The following is a 25,385-nucleotide window of genomic DNA, read 5'->3' on the forward strand; positions in this document are numbered from 1 at the left end:
AGCTTGTGACGCATCATGACTGTGAAATGGGATACATGACAATTAAATAAAGGCATCAATTTTGATGTTTAGACATTAGCTCGTCTTGACTTCAAGGGAGCGTCCATATATGTCACTGTTAATTCCATTATTGACCACTACAGTCTCCACTAAAACGGGAAAAGAGCAAAGTCCTGCTTAAATAGCTTATAGTTATAAATCGTTAGATACCACACTCTAATTTTATATAATCATCTTCAGAAACTGAGCTGTCAGGTATAGTAAAACCTATATTTTCTGCAACTTGTGAATCGGTTTTATCAATAGTGAATACATGTAACTTCCCTGTTCCCCCACCACACACCGCAGCGTAAGTAAATTGAGTTAAATAACCACAACTTTCATTTTTCACTTCTACATTAGCATCGAGTAAATAACTCTTAGTTACTGAAATAGATAAACCGTTTTCCTGACATTGTAGCTCCCCCGTACTTATATACACTTCGATATCATTGTTGGAATCCGATTCATTACAGCCTGAGATCATGACTAGTGTAGACATTATTAGATAGTTAATTTTCATGTGTACTCCATTACTTTATTAAGATTTATAACGAGCCAGTAGATTAACTCGTTTTTATATGTTTTTATTTATAAACAAACCATAGCTGAGTTCCTATTTTGGTTCAATCTATTACCGTACCTTTATGCAGCATAAAAATAAGTGTTTGGTATTGTTTTAATTGGCATTTTTGAAAGTGTTATTAGTCTTTGAGTGGCTTTATTTTAGGTTGAAAGGTCTTACTCTTCTTAATTCATCGTGTTTTTCAGCTTTTCTATATTATGAACAAGGCAATACAGTTGCCATTGCGCATTCACTTTAATTTGACCTCGTAAGGTTGTAGTGATCAATTTATTCATAGCTTTATTCACACTTATTAAAGCTTAGTAATTCGTTTAATTAGGTGCACAATTTAGGATCGGTGTATTGTTAAATATATTTCCCCGAAAGGGAAAAACGCACCTAAGTGCGTTTTTGATAACATGATTTTTTACTTACAAGATTCAGGTTTAAACTCTTCTGCAGCCAAGTCTGTATTAACCTCAAAGAAAGTATCATTACAAACACCTGACTCACAATACTGAACTGTATAGTCATTTTCAGCTACATTTAAAGCACTAACATAAGCTTCGCTTTTGGTGTATTCACCGATAAGAGTAGCTTCTTCGGTAGTTCCCTTTGCTGATTCGAAAAGTTTAAATGTAGTATTAAAAGCAATGTTACCCGCAAAGAACGTTACTTTTTGAATTTCACAAATCGGTAATGCGTCACTAAAGTTATTTAACAACCAAGTATCATCACAAGCACCATCTTTATCTAAAACGAATTCAATTGTATTCAAAGTGCCATTTGCCGCTCTTTCTGAAATATCAATCATTTTCATTAGATTTGGAACACCCGAACCACACATACTAACACCACCAATAACACAATCATCTTTAATCACAGATGAGTTAGAGCTAAATTTCAGTGCTAAATCTAAAACTTCTCGACTTGGATTAGCCTTTAGTCGCGTCGCAGCGATAACACCAGCAACTAAAGGTGATGCCGTCGAGGTTCCTGAAATAAGGCAAGAGTCGTTTGTTTCATCACACGGTGTCGCTAAAAACTCACCTAAAACTGATACTTTGACGTTTTCGTCATAGTTAGAAAAGGATGATTTAGAGCCGCTCTTATCAAGTGATGCTACAGATATTACATTTTCACAAGATGCCGGCACTGCCAATCTGTCATTAGCGTTATCATTACCAACCGCAACAACGACAGTGAAACCAGCGTCAGTTGCGTTATTAATTGCTGATTGTAATATATCACCACAACGCTCACTAATAGCTCTTAGGCTTATATTAATAACACCAGGCTTACCCTCGTATGGATTAACGTTTTCAATAGGTTTACCAGCAGCCCATTCTAAAGCTTCTATTGAATCAGATAGAAATCCTTTACCACAAGTCATAACACGAATAGGGTGAAGTACTACATTATTCAACACTCCGCTAGCACCAATACCATTATTGTTTGTAGCAGCAATAATACCCGCAACACTTAAGCCATGACCAGTACAAATCCCCAAATCAAGAGCTTCTTGTGGTGGAGCGAAAGTATTACCACGATCCTGAAATACACCACCTTCTGAAAGTGGGATTGAAGAAAAACTACGTCCACCGGCAACATGGTAATCAAGATCGTCATTTAGAAAGAAAGATGAGTCAAAAACAAGAACATCAATACTATCTTTTTTATCAAACAATGGGTACTTGTCCCATGCATTAAATATATCCATTCCTACAGGCGACTCTTCGACAGAAGTAAAGTAATCATTAAGACTGCTATAGTTAGGATCGTTACTTCTTGGCGAATCAACTGATTCTTGGTTCGCAACAATTTTTTGGAAATCATCAGTAGTTACTTCATAGTCAACTTCAACATAACCAAACCGACCATCTTCGTTCAATATTTCAGCAACACTGTTTGCGTCATAGCCATAAGAAGGTAGTTCAACTACTTCCATTGAATTGAAACTTACAGAACTCTGCTGAGAAGCTGTGTTGTAACTCATACCAACTTTATTGGCTTTTTTTGTTATACACCATTCATTATTTCCATCTGGCGTTGTTAAACAAGATTCACCTACATTAGGTAATGATGCTTGGCTAAAGGTGCTAATTTGAGCTTTTTTTGAACTCACTTTTTGCATCGGGTTCTTATCTAAAACCATAAGTCGAACTGTATCACTTGCCATTGATGGTGAAGCTACAAGGGCTAATGTCATTACTGCTAGTGCTTTCATTTTAAAGTTTTTCATTTTCATATACCTTATTGTGCTTCACAAGTTTCGATGTTAGGGATTACTACTGATGTTAATAATTTGAATTCATTTTTAAACACCCATGTTCCATCGTCGTTATAAGAGCCTAATTCTTCGTTGCCAATAAATAGAGAGAAAGTGTCATACTCTTCTGAATACTCATAACCACCAGTTTTAATTTCACTAACCAACCCTCCAGTTTGCTCAATTTGATGGTTGATATTTTCGACCTTTATTGATGTTAGTGCTGACAAGTTTTGTTCAAATGAGACTAAAGTGTCAGGAAAGTCATTTTCACTACCTTGCTGGGCGAAGTAACGTTTATTGGCTTCATCTAGTGTTGCAGCTATGTTTAAAAGTCGCTCTTTTGTCTGTTCTTCAAGGTAAGCTGCCTCCGTAGAACTGAAACTCGAACTGAAATTCGTGTAGTTTTCGTTATCAACGATTTGGGCTAATTCTGAAATTCGGTTAATTAATTTTGTTTCTGGAGTCATCAAAAGTAAGGCGTTAACGTTCCTTACTGCACTTTCCGACTTTTTAAGAATCGCAATTGCTGACGTGTTAATTAAATTGATTGATATCGTTGAGTTAATGACATTCTTTGTGTCGTCAAAGTAGATCTTGAATGACGTAGATGAATCTCTAATCAATTCACCAACAGTTACATCTATAACCCCTGTAGTACTTGTTAGCTGGGTAAAGACCACGCTGTACGTGTTATCTGGAATTGCTTTATTGATTGTAGCAGTAACAATGTCTGCGTTTGCATCTGTCAATGTAACCGGGAATGATAATGACTCTCCCTCTCCAACAGTATTAACATCAACCACGATATTAACTTTGAAATCTTTTATTGTCCCAGTATCGCCACCAGTATCGCCACCAGTATCGCCACCAGTATCGTCGTCATCACCACCACCAGTTGGAGGTGTAACTGGGGTGGTTGGAGTTGGAGTTTTTTCGTCACCGCCGCCGCCACATGCCACAAGTGATAGCGATGCCACCGTTAGGATTAATGCTTTTAAAATATTTTTATTCATCATGATATTCCTGTTTGTTAAGGCGAGGTTTATTCTATGTTTGATTACAGTATTGCTTACCACTTGAGGTAACGTTTTGTGTTATTTTACGAACAACAATCTTCAGATATTTTCATCAACGATGCATGATTATTTGAACGAACACTACTTAAATTTATAGTGTTTGAGTGAGAACTGTATTTATTAATCGCATAAAAGCAAAGTGCAGCAATAAGCGCAATTGAGGCAACTTTACCTAAAAAGCTACTGGCAAAATTAGATTTGGCAATGCGATGCGGCTGTTGATTGTGTTTTTGATAAGGGGCTTTAAGCTCTGCAACGCCTTCTATACGGCAGTTAATTGCTTTGATTTTACCGTCGGGCTGTGTTGCAATTTCAAAATAAATGGTGTCGCCAACTTTAGGCTTGCGGCTCATGTGTTTGAGCGCTGAAATGTGTATAAAGGTATCGTGCTCTAGGGTGTCTGATTTAATAAAACCAAAACCTTTGTCGGTTTTCCACGTCTTTAACAATCCTTTGTGCATGTATCCGCCTGTTATGCTTAAGCTGCGTTTTAGGAAAATTCCATTTAGTTAACATTTGTTATTATACGTTCCTAAATTAAAACCATGCAACCAATTATTCATATTGCGTTAATTTTCACGTCTTATCTATTAAAATTACAGAAAAATAAACGCACTAAAAACAACTAAACCCAACCTATTATATTTATAATTTGCGGCCATATGTCCTTTGATTCATCACAACCACTGCGGACCCGCTCATTAGATTAACACCTTGTTTACACTGGTTTTTGTTATTAGTTATTTCTATCTGAATGATGCTTTTTTAGTATGATTTTTCATTCGTTATTTACTTAACTTATCTATACAATCCACACCTTATTTTTACGCACGTATTTTAAGTGATTATCTCATGTTACTAACCGTTGTTTATATTATTGGTATTACCGCAGAAGCCATGACCGGCGCACTTAGCGCAGGACGAATGAAAATGGATTGGTTTGGCGTAGTGCTAGTAGCCAGTGCGACCGCAATTGGTGGTGGCAGCGTACGAGATATATTACTAGGCAATTACCCGCTTACATGGGTACAACACCCAGAGTATTTATTAATTACCTGTATTGCCGGTATTGTCACTACCTGGCTGGCTAAATGGGTGGTTAAATTTAAAGGTATATTTATGCGCTTAGACGCCCTTGGTTTAGCTGCCTTTAGTATTATTGGCTGCCAAGTGGGACTAAATATGGGATTACATTACGGTATTTGTGTAGTGGCCGCCGTTGTTACTGGCGTATTTGGTGGGTTACTGCGCGATTTAATATGTCGCCAAGCACCGTTAGTATTACACAATGAGCTATATGCCAGCGTATCGTTAATTGTAGCGTGCTTATACCTAGGATTGCACCATTACAATATTGACGACAACATAAGCATTATTGTGAGCTTGGTTGCGGGGTACTTAATACGTATGGCATCAATACGCTTTAAGTGGCGCTTACCTACATTTAGTTTATTAGAACCTGCTAAGTAACTTAAATAAATTAAATGAGACAGGCTTGAATCTGCTAGGCAATCATACCTGTCTCCTCTTTTATTACTCTTTAATGCTCTCTATCACTATTTAACACTCACTACATCACTTAACGCGGTTTTTAACCCACTGTTATTTTGCTTTAGTACGCTAAAACTGCCATCGGTTTCTAGCACTACGGCGGCTACATCTTCTATGGCCAATATACCCGCACCACGAATAGCTGCGCGAATTTCTGATTTAGTTACGCGCTGTGATTTAAGTGCCGCAGTGCAGTATTCACCATCACTCAGTAACAGTGTGGGCTCAGCTTTAACTAAAGCTGCAAATTTAGATGAGCGCACACTGAGCCAGGTAATTAAATATTGCAGCCCTATTAAAACAACAAATGCCAATATACCCTCAAGCAGCGCGACGCTTTTTGAAATAATAACAGATGCTAATATAGAGCCCAGCGCAATGGTGACTACAAAGTCGAACACGTTCCATTTAGATAGTGTTCGCTTGCCCGATACACGTAACCAAAACACCAGCGCTACATAACCCAGTACACCAATAATAAGTACGCGCACTAACCCCTGAACATCATCAAAAAACATGCTTACTCCTTTATTTTTAAAGCCGCTATTAAATTTAACCCTTCTTTAATTGAGTTAATAGCTTTGCACCTAAAATCGTACCAATGGGGATAAATAAAAGCCATAGATATGCATAAAACTTTAAAGCAGATTTAAGCAATGCAAAGTCATTTACGCGTTTATTTTTAATCAACATGTAACTTATAAAATAGCCAAGTATTGCTGGTGCAATTTGTATTAACGAAATTACAATACCTGATGAAATATGCCCTGCTATTAATTTAGGATCGCCACCAGCAAATGCTGCATAAGCATTATAAATACCAGTAAAAAAACTAATTAGCGAGATTAGCAAAAAAGCCTGTAAAAACAGGCTTACTACGGCTAAAAATACGATTGAAGATTGTTTCAAAATCATCCTTAATTTAGCTAATGCATTGTTTAAAGTTAGTTTTATGGTCCAACAGTTTTATCTGCGAGTGCTGCTAATACTTTACTTAATTTTGTAGCAACTAAACAGTTTGGTACGTTATGGCGCGCAGCTATATGAGCAGGATCGTTATAACTTAACCATACCTGCGATTGTGCGTCTTCCCATACCAGTGCTTTTAGCGGTAAATCAATACCTATTGTTTGTGCGCACTGCATAAGAGGTGTGCCGCCTTTGGGGTTACCAAATATAAGAACCTCTGTTGGGCGTAGTTGCTGTTCTACTTTTTTAGCACCAGCAGCGTGATCTATTCGTGCAAATATATTTAGCCCTTTTTGTTTTGCCAAATTCTCAAACTTATCCATAGTGGCTTTAGCGCTTAATGGGCTTTTTACTGAAATTAGTCCCTCTACTGCGTTAGCATTTGTAATAGCAAAGAGTAATGCGAGTCCAAAAATAATATTTAGTGTTTTCATACCTTCTCCTTTGAATATAAGTAACTAAAAGTTACTACTTTAAAAGTTAAATCGAAGAGTTTCACTTTACTATATTAAATTTACTTCTTACACGTAGAATTACTCTTGAATAACTTAAAGCTGTTTAAATTTACCTTACGGTTGATTATGATGGGTCAATAAATATTATTCCGCTTTATTATTTTCAGTAAGGATCACCATGTCTAGCTATAACGAATCTCCAGAGCAAATTGAACAAGCCACGCAAGGCTATGTGATGCAGCAAACTATGTTGCGTATTAAAGATCCAAAGCCGTCTTTAGAATTTTATCAAAATGTATTGGGGATGAAGCTTTTAGGTAAGTATGACTTTCCTGGTATGAAATTTACGCTTTACTTTTTAGGCTACGAACAAGAGTTGCCAGAAGGCGATGATAAGGCAAAAGCTGAATGGGTGTTTCATCGCCCTGCGTTGATTGAGTTAACCCATAATTGGGGCACTGAAAACGATGACAGTTTTGAGGGATACCACAGCGGTAATCAAGAACCTAAAGGCTTTGGCCATATTGGTATTAGCGTGCCGGATGTTTACGAGGCCTGTGAGCGCTTTGCAAAATACGATGTAGAGTTTGTAAAAAAACCAGATGATGGCTCAATGAAAGGCTTAGCCTTTATTAAAGATCCTGATGGCTACTGGATTGAAATACTCTCTGCTGAGGGAATTACTGAAATTATTCTTTCTCAGTAATAATGAGCTGCTATAGTTTTATAACTAACTGAAGCCTAATATTTTTACTTTAATGTTGGGCTAAATTCATGGATAAAAATATAAGGGAAGTAAAAATGTTAAAAGTAGTAATTCTATTCGCAATCTTTCTCGGAGGTTGTAGTTCGATGGTGACCATTCCAAGAGATAATAAGGATGCCCTTCGCTACTCTCCTGATATAAGGGAAGATAATTTAACTTTTAACGCTAACTATCAGGCTCTTGTTAAGTGTTGGGACGAGAAAGCAGAAAAACAAAAGATTAACTTCTCAAATGCTACTTATACCAATATATATTCGGACTTGGGAGTTGCTGAAATAACCGTGAGTTATGATAACTATTACTACTTATTTATTGAAGTTTTGAAAGTAACAAATGATAAAACTACAGTTAATGCGTATGGAATGGGAGAAATAGGTAACTCAAACATTCCTAATTGGCTAAGCATAATGAGAACCTGCGCAGCTAAATAGGTATAGAACAGTCCATACTCGCAATTAATTATCAATCTTATTGCTACTAGGTTTTGTTACCTCACTATTTCGAGAGGTAACAAAACCTAAAAAATTTTAAATTATTAGCTATTCATAGGCCCAAGCATCGGTTATTGTTACTTGGCACTTGTTATAACTATTAGCAGACTTTTGGGCTATCCCTCTTACTCTAAAGTTTGTTGAGTCATTAGGCTGTAGAATTAGGTCTTCGTCGGTTATTGATAGCGTATCGACTAGTGCGTTTTGATTTGTTAAAAAATCGATCTTAAACTTTATATTTTTAAACGAAAAATCTGATTCATTTTTTATTTGCCCTATACAGGCAACATACAAACCATCGGTTTCATTTTTAGTGCTTATTTGGTTTACATTAGCAGTTAGGTTTTTTTGTGCTTGTTCTTCAAGCCCTGCTACATATATATTTTGATAAAAAATAAACCCAAAAATACCAACAATAATTAAGGCCAATGCACCAATAATAATGGGATTGTTTTCTAAGTTAGAATATTTAGCTTGAAGTGAGGTGCATTGCGGGCATTTTTTAGCGCGTGAATCTATAGCGCTAAAACACATAATGCATTCTTTAGTTTGCTGCATCTTTTCCACTACAATAAGCATCCTTGTTAAGTATTAAATGTTAAGTATTAAATGTTAAGTATTAAAACCAGTAGTATTGCTGGCTTTAAGGTATTTTAGTTTACTCATACATAGTAACTCCGTAAACACATATAGCCTAAATAAGTAGCGATTTTAGCTGGCATTAAAAACAACTGTATATACAAACAGTGCTGTTGTTTTTAGCATTTTGCGTAAACATAAAAAAGCCAGCGATTAAGCTGGCTTAGTATATTAACTAATTTACATAATTACTTACGAAGTGCGTCGATTCGAGCATCAAGCGGTGGGTGCGACGAAAACAACTCAGCAACACCTTTCCCACTTGCAATACCAAAGGCCATCATTGAGCCTTCTAATTGCGAAGGATGGTTTTGCTTTAAACGCTCAAGGGCTGATCGCATTTTATCGGCACCAACTAGTTTTGCTGCGCCGCTGTCGGCTGCAAATTCACGTTTACGGCTGTAACTTGCCACTACTATGCTTGCTAGCACACCAAATAATACTTGGAATAACATATCGAATAAGAAGTATGTCCAACTACTACCACCCTCTTCTTCATCGCTATTAATAAAGTTATCTACTATGCCTGCAAGTACTTTTGCAGCAAATATTACAAAGGTGTTTACCACGCCTTGTATTAGGGTAAGCGTTACCATGTCGCCGTTAGCCACGTGCGATACTTCGTGGGCAAGTACGGCTTCGGCCTGATCTTTGGTCATGTTGTGCATTAAGCCTGTGCTTACTGCCACTAATGAGTTGTTTTTACTAGGGCCCGTTGCAAACGCATTCATTTCTGGGCTGTCGTAAATAGCCACTTCTGGCATTTTAATACCTGCTTTTTGTGCTTGCGCAGATACCGTTTGTACAAGCCAATGTTCGGTTTCGTTTCGAGGCTGCGTAATTACATACGCGCCTGTTGATTTTTTAGCGATCCATTTCGACATAAATAACGAAATAAACGATCCACCAAAACCAAATACGGTGGCTATAAGTAAAATTCCGCCTAGGCTACGATGACTTAAGCCCAGCGCGCTCATTATTATTGAAAGCACTACACCTAATACCAACATAACCGCTAGGTTAGTTAATAAAAACAAAAATATACGTTTCATATTGTCCTCACAAAAATAGGTTTGATCACCGAACATAAAATTAAATTAGGTTAAAGCAATCACTGCGTTATGACACACTATGTCATAACGTTAGCGCTATTTTGTGACAAACTATGTCATAACACAAGTGTTATTTATGTGTTTATTGATAATTTTTTTAAGAAGCGTTTTACAGCAAGTTTAAGACTAAAGTTTCTTTTTAAATTAGCTTATTACAAGCTGTTATTTAGTTCTGCCATATCAATTGGAAAACCACGCTCGTGTGCCAATATGCGTGCAACTTCGCCAATTTTTTCGCCACTATTATGTTTAAGATACGACCATTGGTGGGTACTGCGGTGATGATTTACAGCAGGATCACTGCTTATTATTCCCAATTTTATAAACTCAGACACTATTTGATCTGCAGCTATTAACGCTGATGATGCTTTAACATTTTCGGCTCGTGCGTAACTAATATCAGAATATAAACTAACATCGGCTACGCGCAAAGTGTCGTCATCCCCTGGGATTTGTTGCCCGCCAAACAAGGCATTATTTTGTGTATTAGCACTTTTAAACGCAGGTACAAACTCGGCTACATAATCAATTGCTGTTTGGGTGCGTGTTTTCAATGCTGTTTTGTCCCACCCATCTTTAATATAGTGCAGGTATTTATCGGGGAGTTTAGGTTGAGCACTCATTGGTGTTGCATCAGCTAAGCCATCATTAAATAACGTAATGTCGTTGGTCATGCCGTGTATTTGAAAATATCCATTTGGGTAAGGCGTTAGCTGCGCCATGCCCTCTGGTGTGCCACGGTTACCGTAAATAATAATTTCGGGTATTTGCCCACCAGCACCTTGCCAATGAGTGATGTAAGAGGCTTTAAATTCAACCATACGTTTAACATCTACGCCAACCAAGTCATCAATAATACCGGTTTGAAAACCACACGCGTTAATTAGGTAATCTACCTCAATGGTTTGTGTATCGGCTTGTGAATCAGTTTGCGTGTTAAGATTTGGCTCTGATTGATATTCAATGCGCCACTTATGTGTTTGCTTATCTTTATTGGTATTTATAACTGGCGATACATTTTTAACGCTGGTGCTGGTTAAAACGTGTGCACGTTTATACTCGGCAAGCGCGAGTTGAGCACTGGCCGATAAACGAAATATATTCCAACCATATTCTTGTGCAATAATAAGCGGAAACTTTAGCTTATCTAAATCTAAATGCTTAGCGACGGGTATCATCCACTCATCTAACGACGTTGGCTTGATTACTTGTTTTTGCTTAGCAAGCTTTAGCATTTGTGCGCGACTATATAACTGATAATAATGCTCTGGCTCGCCTAATACTTTATTAGCGCTGTCTTGCTCAATAAGCTCGCTGTAGGCTTTTACTAATTTATTTAAACGCGGAAATAAATCCTCTGGTGCTTCGTCATCGCGCTTGGGTACGGCAAATACTGTGGGGCGAACATCGATGGTGTGAGGATAAAGGCGCGCAATGTCTATACATTGCTTGAGTAAATCTATGCAGTCTTCATCGGATATTTCACGGTATAAGTTGCCACCTGCATGCAAATGGCACATTGGAGGGCCATCAATTAACGACTTTTTCTTTTCAAGTACATAAGTTTCTAACCCTAACGCAGCAAGCCTAATGGCTATTGTGGCGCCAGCTGTGCCTCCACCTATTATACCTACGCGTTTTTTAGGTAAGCCATAGTTTAGTGCTTTTGGCTCAGCGCTTACGTGCGCATCTGGGGCGTAGCTTTCAATAAATGGGTGCGTCATATAGTCGTTATGTCCTTAGTAACTTAGTAACATTGTCTTTAAGCAAGCTATGTATTTATAAATGTTTATATGTGTACTAAGGCTGACTATTTCAAGATTTACCTAAAAAAGTAAATCTTTTTAAACCACTTAAGTGTTTATAGATAATGCACTAAGCAAGCTTTTGTATATTTGTAACTTAGGAGTTTGCTCGCTGTATGGGCTTATAGCAAGTATTGGGAACGGTAAACGTGCTTTGAGTGAATCAAGGTTTGCTTGATACTCGTCCATGTTTTTATCAACTTGGTTTGCAATCCAGCCAACGCAGTTTATACCCATACTTTGCATATGCGCAGCGGTTAGTAACGCATGATTTAAGCAACCTAATTTCATACCAACAACGAGTATTACCGGCATTTTTTCTGCTTTAACCCAGTCGTATAAATAATCGTTTTTGTTAATAGGTAACGCCCAGCCACCAGCGCCTTCGGTAAGTATGTAATTAGCGCCCTGTTGTTTTACACCTTTATAAGCATCACTTAGTTTATCAATAGTAATACTAACCCCAACTTGCTCAGCGGCTATGTGCGGCGCAATAGGGGGTGCAAACGCAAACGGATTTACTACGTCGTATTTAGCGCTGACTGTTGCGCTTTCCATTAGTATTAGAGCATCGGCATTTACTAGTTGATCGAACGCCATTTCGCAGCCAGCAGCAAGAGGTTTAAAGCCAATGGCTTGTTTTTTGTGTTGGGCAAGTAACTTTAATAGCAAACTGGTAACGTGGGTTTTTCCGGCATCGGTGTCGGTGCCTGTTATAAAAAATTCTTTCATGCGTTGCCTTTAATATCTTTGGGCTTATTTAGTGTTTTTCTAATGATAACAGCACCACATGATAAGACACACATGCTTTGTTATTTATAAGCGGATACGCACTGCATACTTTTTGTAGCGCCGATTTAGTAAGTAGCCCTTGGCGTGTATTGGTATGATTTTGCGTAGTTGCACCTATAGCCTTAATTGAAGCAATAGCTTTTAAAGGTGTTATATATTCATCGGTATAAATACGCTTTTTAGCGCTGTTAATAGTAAACCCTGCATTTTGGACTGATTGGTTTATATACAGCTCACTATTAAAAGTATTTATGTGGCTGTTAGAATCAAGCGCTGCAAAGGCTGTTTTTATTTCGTTAAGTGAGCCCTCTACCACAGTGCTTATGTACGCCTGCCCGCCTGGTTTTAATATGCTGTAAAGCGATTGCATTAAAGCCGAAAAATTAGCAGACCACTGCACTGCAAAGTTACTGTAAATAACATCAACACTGTTTGCTTGCAGCGGTAAGTTATCCATATCGGCACATATTTTAGGTGTGGTTAAATTACTACTTTGCAGCATGTTTATGCTCAAATCCATGGCAATAACGCTTGCAAACATACTTTGTAAGGTATGCGTATTAACAAGTGGCCCTGCGCCTAAATCAACACAAAGCTTATTTTTATTAATACCTAGTTTTATGAGAGAAAATAGATCGATCCCAGCATGTTTTTGAACATTTGCATGGGTGTTATAACGCGCTGCCGCCTTTGAAAATTTACTTTGTGTAGACTTTTTAAGCTCCTTGTTTAGCTCTCGATTTGGCTCCTTATTTAATTCTTTATTTGAATCGCTACTTACTAGGCACGGTTTTACAAGTTGTGTTTGCACTAGATCTGTTTTTAATACTGGCTGAGCAGTCATGCTATTGCACCTACTAAATGCTTAACTAAGTGCGTTATGTCTTGCTCGGTATGTGCGGCGGTTAAAGTAATGCGTAAACGTGAGGTGTTATTTGCAACCGTCGGCGGCCTAATTGCAGTAAGCCAAATACCCTGTTGTTTAAGTTTATCTGCCGCTTGCAACGTTTGCTCAGCGCAGCCTAATACAATGGGCTGTATGGCTGTGTTTGACTCCATTACAGCAATATTATGGCTTTTAGCGAGTTGCTTAAATAATGCAATATTGGCATTTAGCTTATCGCGTTTATCATCAGCTGTTTTTATGCTTTTAATACGCGCAAGTGTGTGGCTTGCCATAAGCGGCGACATAGCAGTTGAATACGTGTAATCGCGATTAAATTGCAGCATGTAATTAATAAACTGTTTACTGCCTAATACACACGCGCCACTACTAGCCACTGCTTTACCAAAGGTAATGACTAATATATCTGGCAGCGTTTGAGTAATAAACGCTTCGCAACTGCCCAAACCGGTTTTTCCTAAAGCACCAAAGCCGTGTGCGTCGTCAATCATTAGCCATGCGCTGTGCTGTTTTGCAAGTGCGAGTAATTCTTTAAGAGGCGCGGTATCGCCATCCATCGAAAACACGCCTTCGCTTATAATTAGCTTGTTTTGCGCTTTTGATTTTTCGAGCCGTGAACGTAAATGGTTCATGTCGTTGTGATTAAAACGCACTAATGCCGCGTTACAATGCAGAGCACCGTCAATCAAGCTTGCATGATTTAACTTATCTTGAAAAATTGCGCTGTTTTGCGCAGCCGCTTTATCTTGAAACAACGCTTTAATTACGCTGCTATTAGCACTAAACCCTGAGCTAAACAACATGCCTGCGCCATAACCAAATTGCTCGCATAAGTAGTGTTCGAGCGCTTTTTGCTGCGCCTGATAACCTGTAACCAATGCGGAGCTGTGACTCCCTAATGCTTGGGAGTTATTAAGGTTAACAGCCACATCTCCAAAGCCTAAGTAATCGTTACTGGCAAAATTAAGATAGGTTTTATTATTAACCGTTATAGTACGCGCTGTAGCGTGTTGCATTACGTGACGTTTACGAAGCAGCGCATCTTGCAGGCGTGCCTGCAGATGCGTGTTTATAAAATCAAAAGGCATAGTTATAAAAAGCCTATGCTTCGTAAAACAATTCAGACGTTGCTTTGTCAGCCACTTGCGATGAAAGCGAGGCTTCTACTGCTTCGTCTGAATAGTCGTGACGCGTTTCGGGGTTCATGCCTAATTTTTTAATTAAGTTCATATCGGCATCAGCGTCTGGGTTTTCGGTGGTAAGAAGTTTATCGCCATAAAATATTGAGTTAGCGCCTGCAAAAAAGCACATTGATTGCATTTGCTCGTTCATGGCGTTACGCCCTGCCGATAAACGCACATAGCTATGTGGCATCATAATACGGGCTGTTGCAATGGTACGCACAAATTCAAAGTGATCTAAATCGTCTATGTTTTCAAGCGGTGTGCCTTTAACTTTTACAAGCATATTAATAGGCACGCTTTCTGGCTGTTGTGGCAAGTTAGCGAGCTGCATAAGTAGCCCGTAGCGGTCACTTGCTTGCTCGCCCATACCAACAATACCGCCCGAACATACTTTCATACCGGCATCGCGTACGTGATCAATGGTGTTTAATCTATCTTGAAAAGTGCGGGTTGATATAATTTGCTCGTAATATTCAGGTGATGTATCGAGGTTGTGATTGTAGTAATCAAGCCCTGCGTCTCTAAGTTCATGGGCTTTTTCGTTTGTGAGTTTACCCAGTGTCATACAGGTTTCAAGGCCTAGCTCTTTTACTTCTTTAACCATTTGCGAAATGTATGGCATGTCTCTGTCTTTTGGATCTGACCATGCTGCGCCCATACAAAAACGCGTTGCGCCTTTTTGTTTTGCTAGGCGTGCTTGCTCTACTACTTTTTCTACTTCTATTAAGCGTTCGCGCTCTAAATCAGTACGGTAGTGCCCCGACTGCGGGCAATATTTACAATCTTCTGGGCAAGCGCCTGTTTTAATTGATAACAACGTAGAAATTTGCACTTCATTGGGATTAAAATTAGCACGGTGAACCGATGCGGCTTTAAAAAGTAAATCGTTAAATGGCATTTCAAATAATGCTTTAACTTCAGCGTGGGTCCAATTGTGACGAACAGGTGCAAGTTCCATAATACTCTCTTATTTTTTCTCAACGGTGATATTGGCTTAGTCTACGAGTTGAAGTACCATTGTCAACGAAGCCCACCAAGTTAAAGTTTACATATGATTAAAAAGAATGCGATTGACCTTGATTTTGATCGTGAGCACATTTGGCATCCATATACATCTATGACTAAGCCAATTCCGGTATATCCCGTTACACATGCAAATCACAACATTATTCACCTTGAAACTGGCGAGCAATTAATCGATGGCATGGCCTCGTGGTGGAGCGCAATACATGGCTATAACCACCCTGTTATAAATAACGCCATGATTGAGCAAATTAATAATATGAGCCACATTATGTTTGGCGGTATTACACATAACAGCGCGGTAGAGCTTTGCAAAAAAATAGTAAATATAACGCCGCCGAGTTTAACTAAAGTGTTTTTAGCCGACAGCGGATCGGTAAGTGTTGAAGTAGCAATAAAAATGGCGCTGCAGTATTGGTTAAGCCAAGGCATTACAACAAAACAAAAATTAATGACGCCTTACAAGGGCTACCATGGCGACACCTTTGCAGCCATGAGCGTATGCGACCCCGTTAACTCAATGCATAGTTTATATTCAGGCTTTTTACCTGAACACGTTTTTGTACCTGCACCGGTTAGTAAATTTGATAGCGAGTTTAACCAAGCTGAAGCCAAAGAGCTTGAAGAATACTTTAAAGCAAACCACAGCCAAGTAGCCGCCTTTATCATTGAGCCTATTGTACAAAACGCGGGTGGGATGAACTTTTATCACCCTGATTATTTAGCCTGCGTTCGTAAATTGTGCACCCAATATAATGTACTGCTAATTTGCGACGAAATAGCCACTGGCTTTGGCCGTACAGGTAAATTATTTGCTGTAGAGCACGCCAATATAGAGCCCGATATAATGTGTATTGGTAAAGCATTAACTGGCGGATCAATGACGCTATCGGCCACTATAACAAGTGATAAAATAGCCATTGGCATAAGCGAAGGTGAAGCAGGTGTTTTAATGCACGGCCCTACGTTTATGGGCAACCCGCTTGCCTGTGCTGCGGCCTGCGCAAGTATTGATTTATTACTTGAGCAAAACTGGCAACAACGAATAAAGCAAATAAATACCCAACTACAACAACTTAATAAATGCAGTGAACTAGATGCGGTTGCCAATGTGCGTACCTTAGGTGCTATTGGTGTTGTTGAGCTAAACGAGGCTGCTGGCAATGTTGATGTTGCTAAAATTCAGGCTTATTTTGTAGAGCAAGGCGTATGGATACGTCCATTCGGTAAACTAATTTACCTTATGCCACCGTATATAAGTGACGACACCAGTATAAAAACACTGTGTGATGCCATTTACAATGCCATTAAAGGCAAGCATTACGCTTAATAGCCGGTCTCAATTACTAGCCTTAATACAGGTTATAGCGCTATTTACTGTAACCTACCGCTACATTTAGTGTTTTTATCTATTAAGCGAGTTTGTGGTTATTGATCTCGTTAACTATTAGCTATATGATAATGTCTATCATTTACAATTACCTTTTTGGACTTCTTTGCTATGAAATTACTATTTAAACCAGCCAAAACTTTAGGTGCAAGCCTTTTACTAGCCTCGGCGTTTATGGCTCAACCAGTATTAGCTAACGGCCCTATTGGCGAGCATGTTAATCATCTTCAAGCTAACCTTAAAAGTTACGCAGAAGAAGTAGAATGGATGGTAGGCAAAGTTGATACCATGGTAAGCGACTACGACACTAAAGGCGCAAAAGCTGTAAAAACTGATGATTTAATTGAATACTGGGAGTCAGTTAAGTTTCACAGCGCAATAGAAACTAACTTCGTACCGGTATACGCTTCTATTTGGCAGGGTCTTTATGGCGTAAAAATGGCCATTGATAATAAACAGCCTGCTGAGGAAGTTCGTAAACAACAAAAAGCGATGAACATAGCCTTGTGGCAAGGCCTTGGGGCTGTTAAGCTTGCTGCAAAATTCCAGCAAAAAGGCTTGTTAGACACTGTAAAAGCAACCGCTACAAAAGAAATGACACAAAGTGCCACAATTGATGAAATTAAGCACAAATTAGACCGTGTAGTAGCTAAATTTGCTGAGCGTTTACAAGACGAAGCAACTGAAATTGTTCACGATACTTATCTGCACCTGTTTGAAGGCGTTGAAGGTACACTTATTGAGCAAGACGCTAACCTAGTTGAAGTGCTGGAAAAAGACTTTAACGTAACACTGCCACTAGCAATTAAAAACAGCAAAAGCGTCGATGAAGTACGCGATGTGATCAGTGATATGCAAACAAAATTAGACCGCGCTAAGGTTTTAATAGAAAAAGCCGAAAAAGCCCGTAAGGATGTATTTTAAGTGAAGCGTAGGACCTTTATTCAAGGCCTAGCTGCGTTAGGGGTGGTTGGCTCATTGCCACTGCCTCTTTCTCGTGCGCTAGCCGCTGATATAGCAAACCCAGTTTCTGTTGATGATTTACCAAAGCTTAAAGGCGAGTTAACCCTTTATTTAGGCCGAGGCGAAGGTGGTTTGTATGAAAACGTATTGCAAGCAATCCAGAAAAAAAATCCAGACTTTAAGCTCGGTATACGCCGAGGTCCTACTGCTGCTTTAGCAAATACGATTGTTGCAGAAGCTAAAGCCGGTGTTCGCCGCGCTGATTTATTTTGGGCGGTTGATTCAGGCGCTATAGGTTTGGTAACCGATGCAGGTCTTGCACAACCTATCCCAGGTGATTTATCTGCTCAGTTACAACCACAATTTAGATATAAAGAGTGGGCACCTGTAACTGGCCGCATTCGTACATTGCCATATAACACGTCACGTTTGACCAAAGATCAAATTCCAACAAGTATTATGGAAATTGCCGACAGCGATTTAAGTATTGGCTGGGCGCCCGCCTACGCTTCTTTTCAATCATTTGTAACCGCAATGCGAATTTTAGAAGGCGACGACAAAACTGCTAAGTGGCTTAAAAAGATTAAAAAACGTGCTAAAACATACGCTGGTGAATTAGGTGTTGTTATGGGCGTTGAACGCGGTGAAGTTGATATTGGTTTTGCTAATCATTATTACACATTGCGTTTAAAATCAGGCAAGCCTGATGCCAAGCTTGATTTAGCATTTACACAAAATGATGCGGGCTGTTTAGTTAATGCATCGGGTGTATTAGCCCTTAACGACGATCCGCTTGCTACTAACTTTATGCGTTACTTACTTAGTAAAGAAGTACAAGGTTACTTAGCCAGTGAAGCGTACGAAATTCCGTTAGTAAATGGTATTACCCAACCTGAGGGTCTACCATCACTTGCTAATATTTCTCCACCTAAAGTAGATTTAACACAGCTTGCTGATTTACGCCCTACTATAGATTTGATGCGTAGCAGCGGCGTATTGTAATGAGAATACCTGCCTCTTATCCAATGGCGCTGCTTGCAGCGCTTGTTGCGCTTACCCCTGTTTATGTATTAATAGTGCTTGCAAGCGATGCAAGCTCAGTATTTGACACCCACAATCTTCAAATTTTAGGCAACACGTTATCGTTAATGGGTTTGACGGTACTCGGATCTATTTTAATTGGTGTGCCACTGGCGTTTATTAGCGCGTATGTGCATTTGCCATTTAAAAAACTCTGGCTAGTTGTATTTGCGGCGCCGCTGGCAATCCCCAGTTATATTGGCGCGTTTACACTTTATGCTGCTTTTGGCCCCGGTGGCGAAATAAACACCTTAACAGGAATAGAAACACCATCAATGTATGGCCTAACAGGTGCCGCCATTGTAATGACGCTTTATACTTTCCCGTTTGTAATGATGACAACTCGCTCATCCCTACTAAGCCTTGATGCAAGCATGGTTAATGCTGCACGAACGCTGGGTATGTCGATGACGCAAAGTATATTTAAAGTTATATTACCGCGCGTAGTTAACGGTATTGCAGCAGGCTCTTTGTTAGTCGCCCTTTATACATTATCAGACTTTGGCACGCCCGCAATGATGCGCTTAGATACGTTTACCCGCGTAATTTACGTTGAATACAACGCTTTTGCGTTAGGGCGCGCAGCCATGCTTTCGCTTCAACTGATGGTTATTGTTGGCTTTTTACTTTTAGTTGAATCACAAATAAAAACAGCCCCTGAGCGCCAAGGTCGCCCGTTAATTTTATTCCCAAGCAAACTACAGTTAAGTGCAATATTTATTACATTTGCACCTGTTTTACTGCTCGCTATTGGCTTGCCTTTGGCTATATTTTCGCTTTGGTTAGCTCGTGATGGTTTTAGCTCATTTGATTTTAATATTGCGTGGAACTCTACGTATGCATCGGGTATTGCGGCAATTGTAGCCGTTATCGTTGCGATCCCCGTTGCACATGCCGCACTGAGTGGAAAAGCGGGTCGTATAATGGAACGTGTTACTTACTTTGGTTTTGGTATTCCGGGTATAGTAATGGGCACAGCGCTTGTTTACGGTGGTTTGCAGTTACCGTTTTTATATCAAACACTGGGATTGCTTATTATTGCTTATATGCTGCGATTTTTACCACTTGCTGTGGGCTCTGTTAGAACAAGCACCGAACACTTAGACCCAAGCTTAGTAAAGTCTGCGCGCGTATTAGGGGCAAGCCCACGTGAAGTATTTACTCGTATAACACTGCCTTTAACAATGCGCGGTATTATTGCCGGTGCAGCACTGGTGTTTTTAGAGTCAATGCGCGAACTAGAAGCCACGCTATTACTTGGCCCAACAGGGTTTGAAACCCTCTCTACCTATTTATGGCGTGTATACGAAGCGGGCTATTTTGGTCGCGCCGCTATTCCTGGATTATTGTTAGTAGTGATATCTGCCTGCGGGTTAGCTATTATGATGTCTGGCGAAAAACGCAACCAGTTTGAACATTAAGGATTTAAGAAACAATGCTATCTGTAAGTCAGTTGTCTATAGATTATGGCAGTAACCGCGTAGTAAGCGATTTAAACTTATCGCTGGGTGAAAACGAAATCCTTATGCTTGTAGGGCCAACAGGTTGTGGTAAAAGTACAATTTTACAAGCCCTTGCTGGCCTTATACCTATTAGCGAAGGCATAATAAACACGGGTAAATGGCGCGCTACACCCAAATTAACAATACCTCCTGAAAAACGCAGTGTAGGTATGGTTTTTCAAGATTTTGCGTTATTTCCGCACTTAACCGTACAGCAAAATATTTGCTTTAGATTAAAAGATACAGCCCCTGCCGAGTATTGGATAAACCTACTTGGACTGAGCGATTTTAGAGATAAAAAACCAGCAACGCTTTCTGGCGGACAAAAGCAACGTGTTGCACTTGCGCGCACCCTTGCCCACCAACCTGATTTTGTATTGCTTGATGAGCCGCTTTCAAACTTAGATGCCGCCCTTAAAGACATGCTTCGTTGGGATATTAGAAACGCACTTAAAGCAGCTGGCGTACCGGCGATTTGGGTAACACACGACCAAGAAGAAGCACTCTCAGTTGGCGATCGTGTTGGTGTGCTTAAAGGCGGTAAAATTCAGCAAATCGATACACCCGAGCGCTGCTTTAGTACCCCAAATAATCGCTTTGTGGCACGCTTTTTAGGTGAAGCCAGCTTTATTAGCGGCCAATTTAGCCAAGGACAAGCCACTACCTCAATTGGTAATGCTCCCGCTCATGGCGTTGACTGTGAAAGTGGCGACGTTGATGTACTACTTCGACCAGATGATGTGTTACTTGTACAAAGCAGTGTTGGCAATAACGGCGAAGTAATTTGGGTACGTTTTGAAGGTGGCAGCCGCTTGTGCGCTGTAAAACTTGCGTGCTCTACGGTTGTAACTAGCCGAGTAAGCCATGAAGTTGTTGTAAACCCTGGCGACGAAGTGCATGTATCACTAAGTACCTCGCACCCATTAGCGGTTTATAAATCTATAGACTGATTAAAATATTGATGTAGGCATTAATTTAAACATTAATACCTACATCAATACTTACTATTTAGACCCAAAATTCAGTTTAAATACGTTCCCCGTTAAAACCCTATTTCGCTTAAAACTAATACTTTTTACCTTTAAGAAATTCACTATAGTCAATAAACAACAATAATATGCAGGTTAAATTATGAACCTCTTGCTATTAATCAGCTGTTGCTGTTTACTGAACAAAGATTAATGTTAAATAGTTCCTCTCAGATATCACTTATCTGGTTACGTCTTTTATATTAGTTAAAACCACACGCAAACACTAAAACACATTATTAAGCATTGCTTTTAGCGAACGTATTATAAAAATAAGGCTATATTCAAGCATTGCTGAACCTTAATTATCCTTTAAACGTTTATAAAGTTGTTCAGCCCTTAATGGTACAAAGGATCTAGATAGTGAATAAAATAAGTACCAAGAAAGAACTCTTAGAATACTCCGAAAGTATTGTAAACACGGTTCGAGAACCACTGATTGTTTTAGACCAACATTTAAGAGTAGTTACAGCAAGCCGCTCATTTTATGAGTTTTTTCGCGCTAATCATAAAGACACAGTCGGGAAACTAATATACAACCTTGGTAATAATCAATGGAACATTCCCAAGCTTCGTGAATTATTAGAAACCATATTGCCTCAAAAAACGAGCTTTGATGATTATAAAGTTGAGCACAATTTTAAAACAATTGGCTGGCGTACAATGCTGCTCAACGCAAGGCAAATTAAACGTACTCAGTCAAAAGATCGTATTATTTTATTGTCTATCGAGGACATTACTGAACGTAACGCGATTCAAGAAGGACTCGTAAAAGCGAATAAAGAGCTAGAAGTGCTAACGAGTGACTTAGAAAGTGCTGCTCGAGTTAAATCAGAGTTTTTAGCAAATATGTCGCATGAACTGAGAACCCCGCTTAATTCTATTAATGGTTTTTCTGAGGTGCTTTACGATGAGACATTTGGCACTTTAAATGACAAACAAAAACAGTATGTTAAAAATGTATTGGTGAGCGGCAAACATTTACTGTTACTTATTAATGAAATACTGGATATGGCAAAGATTGAAGCAGGGAAAATGAGTCTCACCATCTCTCATTTGCCGATACGCCAAGTATTGCACGAAATTACAGGGCTTACAGCAGATACAGCTAACCAGAAAAAATTGAATATGTGTCTTGATATTGCTGATGACTTGCCACCAATTGAAGCTGACTCCCTTAAGGTTAAACAGATACTTTATAATTTGCTTTCAAATGCAGTGAAATTTACACCCGATGAGGGTCAAATTGGCGTTAAAACACGACATACTGATACAGAAATAGAAATAATAATTTGGGATACGGGTATAGGTATTGCTGCTGAAAATATGGAAAAAATATTTGAAGGTTTTTTCCGTATAGAAACCCCCTATTCTAGATTAACAGAAGGTACAGGACTTGGGCTGCCAATCGCAAAAAGTCTAGTAAAGTTGCATGGAGGCGAGTTTGTTATTGAATCTGAAGGTGTTAATAAAGGCACATCGGTTCGTATAACTTTGCCAATTAAACAAAAGTCTGTGGTAAAGCATAATGAAAACCAAAATAGTTATAGTTGATGATAATGCGAATAACCTATTGCTAGAGGAAGATCTTTTACTCATGGCAAATTTTGAAGTATTCACTGCTATGAATGCAAGTGATGCGCTTTTAACAATAAAGCGTGAGACTCCAAAAATTATTATATTAGATGTCCAACTCCCAGATATGTCTGGAACAGAGGTTGCGAAAATTTTGCGTGATGAAAAAGAAACGGCAGATATTCCTATTGTTTTTGTTACCGCTTCTGTTTTACCCGCAGATATAGACCAATTACTGTGTATACCTAACAGTGCGTATATTTCTAAGCCTATAAATACACGCACGTTTGCTCAACAAATAAGTTTATATATAAAGTAATGACTACAATTATTTAAACCTTGATACACAGGAACAGTTAATGAAAGATAGCCCTTTAATTTTGGTTGTAGATGACAACCTTCAAAATATTGAACTCATGCAAGCTTATCTTGAACCCAAGGGATATAAAACAGTAACAGCGACTGGCGGGCAACAAGCATTAGATATCTTAGCACAACAACCTGTAGACCTTATTTTACTTGATATAATGATGCCCGGTATGAACGGTTTTGAAGTAACACGCCGAGTTAGAGAAGACGCTTTATTAAAGCTATTACCTATCGTCCTTATTACTGCTTTAAGAGAGACAAAAGAGCGAGTAAAAGGGATTGATGCTGGTTGCGATGATTTTATTACAAAGCCTGTAGATAAAAACGAGCTATTATCGCGCGTTAAGTCCCTTCTTAAGATTAAAGACTATAACGATTTAAGAACAAATTATCAGAAACAATTAGAAGCTGAAGTTGCTCAAAGAACTGAATCACTAAAGCAAGCAATGCAAAGCATTAAAGCCGCATCACTAGAAACAATTAATAGGCTAACCAAAGCTGCTGAATACAAAGATGAAGAAACGGGTGCGCACATTCAACGCATGAGTTTGTATTCTGAGGCCGTTGCACGCAGTGTAGGATTAGATGAGGGAACAGTTGAAAATATTTTATTTTCAGCGTCGATGCATGACCTCGGAAAGATTTCTACACCTGACCATATTTTGCTTAAAGCAGGACAATTAGATGCTGCAGAATGGGAAATAATGAAACAGCACACCGTTGTAGGCGCCAGCATACTTTCAGGTTCTGATTCTGAGGTTATTAAACTCGGTGAAATTATTGCCCGCTCACATCATGAAAAATGGGACGGCTCTGGTTATCCTGATGGCTTAAAAGGTAATGAAATTCCAATTGCAGCACGCGTAGTTGCTATTGCTGATGTATTTGATGCTCTCTCGTCAAAACGTCCTTATAAAAAATCATTCTCACAAGAAAAAACATTTGCCATTATTAAAGAAGGTAGTGGGAAGCACTTTGACCCCGCAGTAGTGGATGCTTTTTTTGCAGTTCAAGAAGAGATTTTAGCAATTAAACAAAAGTATGCTGAAAAGTAACAGGTCCATAATTAATTAGAGGGAACCCCATGAACGGACCAAACCCCAATAATCCTTCACCAATGGAAGGTTTTCCTCAAGTAGGTTTTTTATATTTGACGATAGAACAATAAATACGCTGCTAGATATAGCTTGGTGAGATTGGAGCAATGAAAAAATCACTGCTCATTTAGATGCTATAACTCAAAATAATTTAGACGTGCTGCCTAAAATTTAGCACTACCACTCAAACATGTAGGCCATTTTGCTTATTGTTTTAAGCGGGACATTATGCGAGTTACGTTTAGCATATAAGTGCTGCATTGATTTGTCTTTCACTTCACCCACTATCACTTCTTTTACTTGATAACCTAAAGCAACAGCAGCTTGAGTGTAAGCTATAAATTCCCACTTTTTAATATTGGTGTTATCTACAATTACCAATGGCATACCTTGAGCAAGTGCATTTATAAAGCGCGCTAAATTTAAATTATGAAATTGCGACAATTTAAATTTATCGAAATGATATTCGCCCTGCTCATTAATAAAGTAATCATCAGTTGAGCAGATTAGGTATTGGCTTTCGTCAACTCCACCTAATTCGTCAGCAAGGCTTTGCGCGTAGTAAGACTTACCGCTTCCTGGTAGTCCTCGTAAAATAAAAACTTGTTTCATAGCATCGATTTTTTAAGTGTGAATAAATATTAATTTGATTTGTTTGTTAATAATGCCACAAAATCATTAAATTTAAGAGCAACAAATCATAATAGTAGTAATTAAACTCTAAAAACTGTTTAAAAA

General features: G+C 38.9%; 25 protein-coding genes and 2 pseudogenes. 11 read left to right on the forward strand and 16 right to left on the reverse strand.

Annotation, left to right across the window (positions count from 1 at the left end):
* Positions 1–202: 202 nt before the first annotated feature.
* From I6F44_RS17955 to I6F44_RS19795, 5 genes and pseudogenes are all read right to left on the reverse strand, one after another.
* A complete protein-coding gene (locus I6F44_RS17955) occupies positions 203–562 on the reverse strand; it encodes a hypothetical protein (RefSeq protein ID WP_121954015.1) in 360 nt (119 codons plus the stop codon).
* 227 nt (positions 563–789) lie between these two features.
* A pseudogene (locus I6F44_RS19740) lies at positions 790–918 on the reverse strand (transposase); the annotation flags it as partial.
* Between the two features lie 113 nt (positions 919–1,031).
* On the reverse strand, positions 1,032–2,846 hold the full coding sequence (locus I6F44_RS17965) for a S8 family serine peptidase (protein WP_180961382.1): 1,815 nt from the start codon (positions 2,844–2,846) through the stop codon (positions 1,032–1,034).
* An 11-nt stretch (positions 2,847–2,857) separates the two neighbouring features.
* Positions 2,858–3,892, reverse strand: a complete 1,035-nt coding sequence (locus tag I6F44_RS17970) for a hypothetical protein (RefSeq protein WP_197174290.1) — start codon at positions 3,890–3,892, stop codon at positions 2,858–2,860.
* Between the two features lie 304 nt (positions 3,893–4,196).
* Positions 4,197–4,413 (reverse strand): annotated as a pseudogene (locus I6F44_RS19795) (cold shock domain-containing protein); the annotation flags it as partial.
* Between the two features lie 391 nt (positions 4,414–4,804).
* Between I6F44_RS19795 and I6F44_RS17980 the strand changes: the two are divergent.
* Positions 4,805–5,422 carry a trimeric intracellular cation channel family protein gene (locus I6F44_RS17980; RefSeq protein WP_197174291.1) on the forward strand — a complete coding sequence of 206 codons (618 nt, stop codon included), beginning with the start codon at positions 4,805–4,807 and terminating at the stop codon, positions 5,420–5,422.
* An 86-nt stretch (positions 5,423–5,508) separates the two neighbouring features.
* Here the strand turns inward: I6F44_RS17980 and I6F44_RS17985 are convergent, their stop codons facing one another.
* From I6F44_RS17985 to I6F44_RS17995, 3 genes are read right to left on the reverse strand one after another with little or no spacing between them, the layout of a single operon-like run.
* Complete coding sequence (locus tag I6F44_RS17985; protein ID WP_182769241.1) at positions 5,509–6,021, reverse strand: DUF421 domain-containing protein; 513 nt, start codon at positions 6,019–6,021, stop codon at positions 5,509–5,511.
* Between the two features lie 34 nt (positions 6,022–6,055).
* Positions 6,056–6,412, reverse strand: coding sequence for a hypothetical protein (locus I6F44_RS17990; RefSeq protein WP_231612875.1), 357 nt, complete (start codon positions 6,410–6,412; stop codon positions 6,056–6,058).
* Positions 6,413–6,453: 41 nt separating this feature from the next.
* Positions 6,454–6,906 (reverse strand): DUF302 domain-containing protein, encoded by a 453-nt coding sequence (locus I6F44_RS17995; RefSeq protein WP_197174293.1) that lies wholly within the window; start codon positions 6,904–6,906, stop codon positions 6,454–6,456.
* A 199-nt stretch (positions 6,907–7,105) separates the two neighbouring features.
* On the opposite strand from I6F44_RS17995, the gene gloA reads away from it, so the two are divergent.
* Entirely contained in the window at positions 7,106–7,633 is a 528-nt protein-coding gene (gloA, locus tag I6F44_RS18000; protein ID WP_121954008.1) for a lactoylglutathione lyase, read from the forward strand.
* Positions 7,634–7,701: 68 nt separating this feature from the next.
* Complete coding sequence (locus tag I6F44_RS18005; protein ID WP_121954007.1) at positions 7,702–8,124, forward strand: hypothetical protein; 423 nt, start codon at positions 7,702–7,704, stop codon at positions 8,122–8,124.
* Positions 8,125–8,232: 108 nt separating this feature from the next.
* Here I6F44_RS18005 and I6F44_RS18010 read toward each other — a convergent pair whose 3' ends face one another.
* From I6F44_RS18010 to bioB, 7 genes are all read right to left on the reverse strand, one after another.
* Positions 8,233–8,742 (reverse strand): hypothetical protein, encoded by a 510-nt coding sequence (locus I6F44_RS18010; protein WP_231612876.1) that lies wholly within the window; start codon positions 8,740–8,742, stop codon positions 8,233–8,235.
* A gap of 269 nt (positions 8,743–9,011) precedes the next feature.
* Entirely contained in the window at positions 9,012–9,875 is an 864-nt protein-coding gene (gene htpX / locus I6F44_RS18015) for a protease HtpX (RefSeq protein WP_121954006.1), read from the reverse strand.
* A 212-nt stretch (positions 9,876–10,087) separates the two neighbouring features.
* Positions 10,088–11,659 (reverse strand): FAD-dependent oxidoreductase, encoded by a 1,572-nt coding sequence (locus I6F44_RS18020; protein WP_197174294.1) that lies wholly within the window; start codon positions 11,657–11,659, stop codon positions 10,088–10,090.
* A 129-nt stretch (positions 11,660–11,788) separates the two neighbouring features.
* Positions 11,789–12,472 (reverse strand): dethiobiotin synthase, encoded by a 684-nt coding sequence (gene bioD, locus I6F44_RS18025; protein WP_197174295.1) that lies wholly within the window; start codon positions 12,470–12,472, stop codon positions 11,789–11,791.
* Positions 12,473–12,500: 28 nt separating this feature from the next.
* On the reverse strand, positions 12,501–13,376 hold the full coding sequence (locus tag I6F44_RS18030; protein ID WP_197174296.1) for a methyltransferase domain-containing protein: 876 nt from the start codon (positions 13,374–13,376) through the stop codon (positions 12,501–12,503).
* Positions 13,373–14,524, reverse strand: coding sequence for an aminotransferase class I/II-fold pyridoxal phosphate-dependent enzyme (locus tag I6F44_RS18035; protein WP_197174297.1), 1,152 nt, complete (start codon positions 14,522–14,524; stop codon positions 13,373–13,375). The genes I6F44_RS18030 and I6F44_RS18035 overlap by 4 nt, the downstream gene beginning before the upstream one ends.
* A 13-nt stretch (positions 14,525–14,537) precedes the next feature.
* Positions 14,538–15,578, reverse strand: a complete 1,041-nt coding sequence (gene bioB, locus I6F44_RS18040; protein WP_197174298.1) for a biotin synthase BioB — start codon at positions 15,576–15,578, stop codon at positions 14,538–14,540.
* Between the two features lie 93 nt (positions 15,579–15,671).
* Between bioB and bioA the strand changes: the two genes are divergently transcribed.
* From bioA to I6F44_RS18080, 8 genes are all read left to right on the forward strand, one after another.
* Positions 15,672–16,973: an adenosylmethionine--8-amino-7-oxononanoate transaminase gene (gene bioA, locus I6F44_RS18045; protein ID WP_197174299.1), complete on the forward strand. Its 1,302-nt coding sequence runs from the start codon at positions 15,672–15,674 to the stop codon at positions 16,971–16,973.
* 171 nt (positions 16,974–17,144) lie between these two features.
* Positions 17,145–17,957 carry a hypothetical protein gene (locus I6F44_RS18050; protein ID WP_007586790.1) on the forward strand — a complete coding sequence of 271 codons (813 nt, stop codon included), beginning with the start codon at positions 17,145–17,147 and terminating at the stop codon, positions 17,955–17,957.
* Positions 17,958–18,998 carry an extracellular solute-binding protein gene (locus I6F44_RS18055; protein WP_010552741.1) on the forward strand — a complete coding sequence of 347 codons (1,041 nt, stop codon included), beginning with the start codon at positions 17,958–17,960 and terminating at the stop codon, positions 18,996–18,998.
* Entirely contained in the window at positions 18,998–20,497 is a 1,500-nt protein-coding gene (locus tag I6F44_RS18060) for an ABC transporter permease (RefSeq protein ID WP_024589223.1), read from the forward strand. Before I6F44_RS18055 ends, I6F44_RS18060 begins: the two co-directional genes overlap by 1 nt.
* A 14-nt stretch (positions 20,498–20,511) precedes the next feature.
* Positions 20,512–21,528, forward strand: coding sequence for an ABC transporter ATP-binding protein (locus I6F44_RS18065; RefSeq protein WP_197174300.1), 1,017 nt, complete (start codon positions 20,512–20,514; stop codon positions 21,526–21,528).
* Positions 21,529–21,969: 441 nt separating this feature from the next.
* Positions 21,970–23,160 (forward strand): sensor histidine kinase, encoded by a 1,191-nt coding sequence (locus I6F44_RS19745; protein WP_010552739.1) that lies wholly within the window; start codon positions 21,970–21,972, stop codon positions 23,158–23,160.
* Positions 23,135–23,500, forward strand: a complete 366-nt coding sequence (locus I6F44_RS18075) for a response regulator (RefSeq protein ID WP_197174301.1) — start codon at positions 23,135–23,137, stop codon at positions 23,498–23,500. The genes I6F44_RS19745 and I6F44_RS18075 overlap by 26 nt, the downstream gene beginning before the upstream one ends.
* Before the next feature lie 40 nt (positions 23,501–23,540).
* A complete protein-coding gene (locus I6F44_RS18080) occupies positions 23,541–24,605 on the forward strand; it encodes an HD domain-containing phosphohydrolase (protein WP_165735184.1) in 1,065 nt (354 codons plus the stop codon).
* A gap of 219 nt (positions 24,606–24,824) precedes the next feature.
* Here I6F44_RS18080 and I6F44_RS18085 read toward each other — a convergent pair whose 3' ends face one another.
* On the reverse strand, positions 24,825–25,259 hold the full coding sequence (locus I6F44_RS18085) for an ATP-binding protein (protein WP_007586798.1): 435 nt from the start codon (positions 25,257–25,259) through the stop codon (positions 24,825–24,827).
* Between the last annotated feature and the right edge of the window lie 126 nt (positions 25,260–25,385).

It is taken from the genome of Pseudoalteromonas sp. NZS11_1 (assembly GCF_015864275.1).
Taxonomy (GTDB): Bacteria; Pseudomonadota; Gammaproteobacteria; order Enterobacterales; family Alteromonadaceae; genus Pseudoalteromonas; species Pseudoalteromonas arctica.

Excerpts from the sequence above, each read along its gene's own strand:
- I6F44_RS17965 (WP_180961382.1), bottom strand. The coding sequence starts at position 2,846 with ATGAAAAACTTTAAAATGAAAGCACTAGCAGTAATGACATTAGCCCTT.
- I6F44_RS17985 (WP_182769241.1), bottom strand. The coding sequence starts at position 6,021 with ATGTTTTTTGATGATGTTCAGGGGTTAGTGCGCGTACTTATTATTGGT.
- I6F44_RS17955 (WP_121954015.1), bottom strand. The coding sequence starts at position 562 with ATGAAAATTAACTATCTAATAATGTCTACACTAGTCATGATCTCAGGC.
- I6F44_RS18080 (WP_165735184.1), top strand. The coding sequence starts at position 23,541 with ATGAAAGATAGCCCTTTAATTTTGGTTGTAGATGACAACCTTCAAAAT.
- I6F44_RS18065 (WP_197174300.1), top strand. The coding sequence starts at position 20,512 with ATGCTATCTGTAAGTCAGTTGTCTATAGATTATGGCAGTAACCGCGTA.
- I6F44_RS17970 (WP_197174290.1), bottom strand. The coding sequence starts at position 3,892 with ATGATGAATAAAAATATTTTAAAAGCATTAATCCTAACGGTGGCATCG.
- I6F44_RS18020 (WP_197174294.1), bottom strand. The coding sequence starts at position 11,659 with ATGACGCACCCATTTATTGAAAGCTACGCCCCAGATGCGCACGTAAGC.
- I6F44_RS18085 (WP_007586798.1), bottom strand. The coding sequence starts at position 25,259 with ATGAAACAAGTTTTTATTTTACGAGGACTACCAGGAAGCGGTAAGTCT.
- I6F44_RS18010 (WP_231612876.1), bottom strand. The coding sequence starts at position 8,742 with ATGCAGCAAACTAAAGAATGCATTATGTGTTTTAGCGCTATAGATTCA.
- bioD (WP_197174295.1), bottom strand. The coding sequence starts at position 12,472 with ATGAAAGAATTTTTTATAACAGGCACCGACACCGATGCCGGAAAAACC.
- I6F44_RS18050 (WP_007586790.1), top strand. The coding sequence starts at position 17,145 with ATGAAATTACTATTTAAACCAGCCAAAACTTTAGGTGCAAGCCTTTTA.
- I6F44_RS18030 (WP_197174296.1), bottom strand. The coding sequence starts at position 13,376 with ATGACTGCTCAGCCAGTATTAAAAACAGATCTAGTGCAAACACAACTT.
- gloA (WP_121954008.1), top strand. The coding sequence starts at position 7,106 with ATGTCTAGCTATAACGAATCTCCAGAGCAAATTGAACAAGCCACGCAA.
- I6F44_RS18060 (WP_024589223.1), top strand. The coding sequence starts at position 18,998 with ATGAGAATACCTGCCTCTTATCCAATGGCGCTGCTTGCAGCGCTTGTT.
- I6F44_RS17980 (WP_197174291.1), top strand. The coding sequence starts at position 4,805 with ATGTTACTAACCGTTGTTTATATTATTGGTATTACCGCAGAAGCCATG.
- bioB (WP_197174298.1), bottom strand. The coding sequence starts at position 15,578 with ATGGAACTTGCACCTGTTCGTCACAATTGGACCCACGCTGAAGTTAAA.
- htpX (WP_121954006.1), bottom strand. The coding sequence starts at position 9,875 with ATGAAACGTATATTTTTGTTTTTATTAACTAACCTAGCGGTTATGTTG.
- I6F44_RS17995 (WP_197174293.1), bottom strand. The coding sequence starts at position 6,906 with ATGAAAACACTAAATATTATTTTTGGACTCGCATTACTCTTTGCTATT.
- I6F44_RS18075 (WP_197174301.1), top strand. The coding sequence starts at position 23,135 with ATGAAAACCAAAATAGTTATAGTTGATGATAATGCGAATAACCTATTG.
- I6F44_RS18035 (WP_197174297.1), bottom strand. The coding sequence starts at position 14,524 with ATGCCTTTTGATTTTATAAACACGCATCTGCAGGCACGCCTGCAAGAT.
- bioA (WP_197174299.1), top strand. The coding sequence starts at position 15,672 with ATGATTAAAAAGAATGCGATTGACCTTGATTTTGATCGTGAGCACATT.
- I6F44_RS18005 (WP_121954007.1), top strand. The coding sequence starts at position 7,702 with ATGGATAAAAATATAAGGGAAGTAAAAATGTTAAAAGTAGTAATTCTA.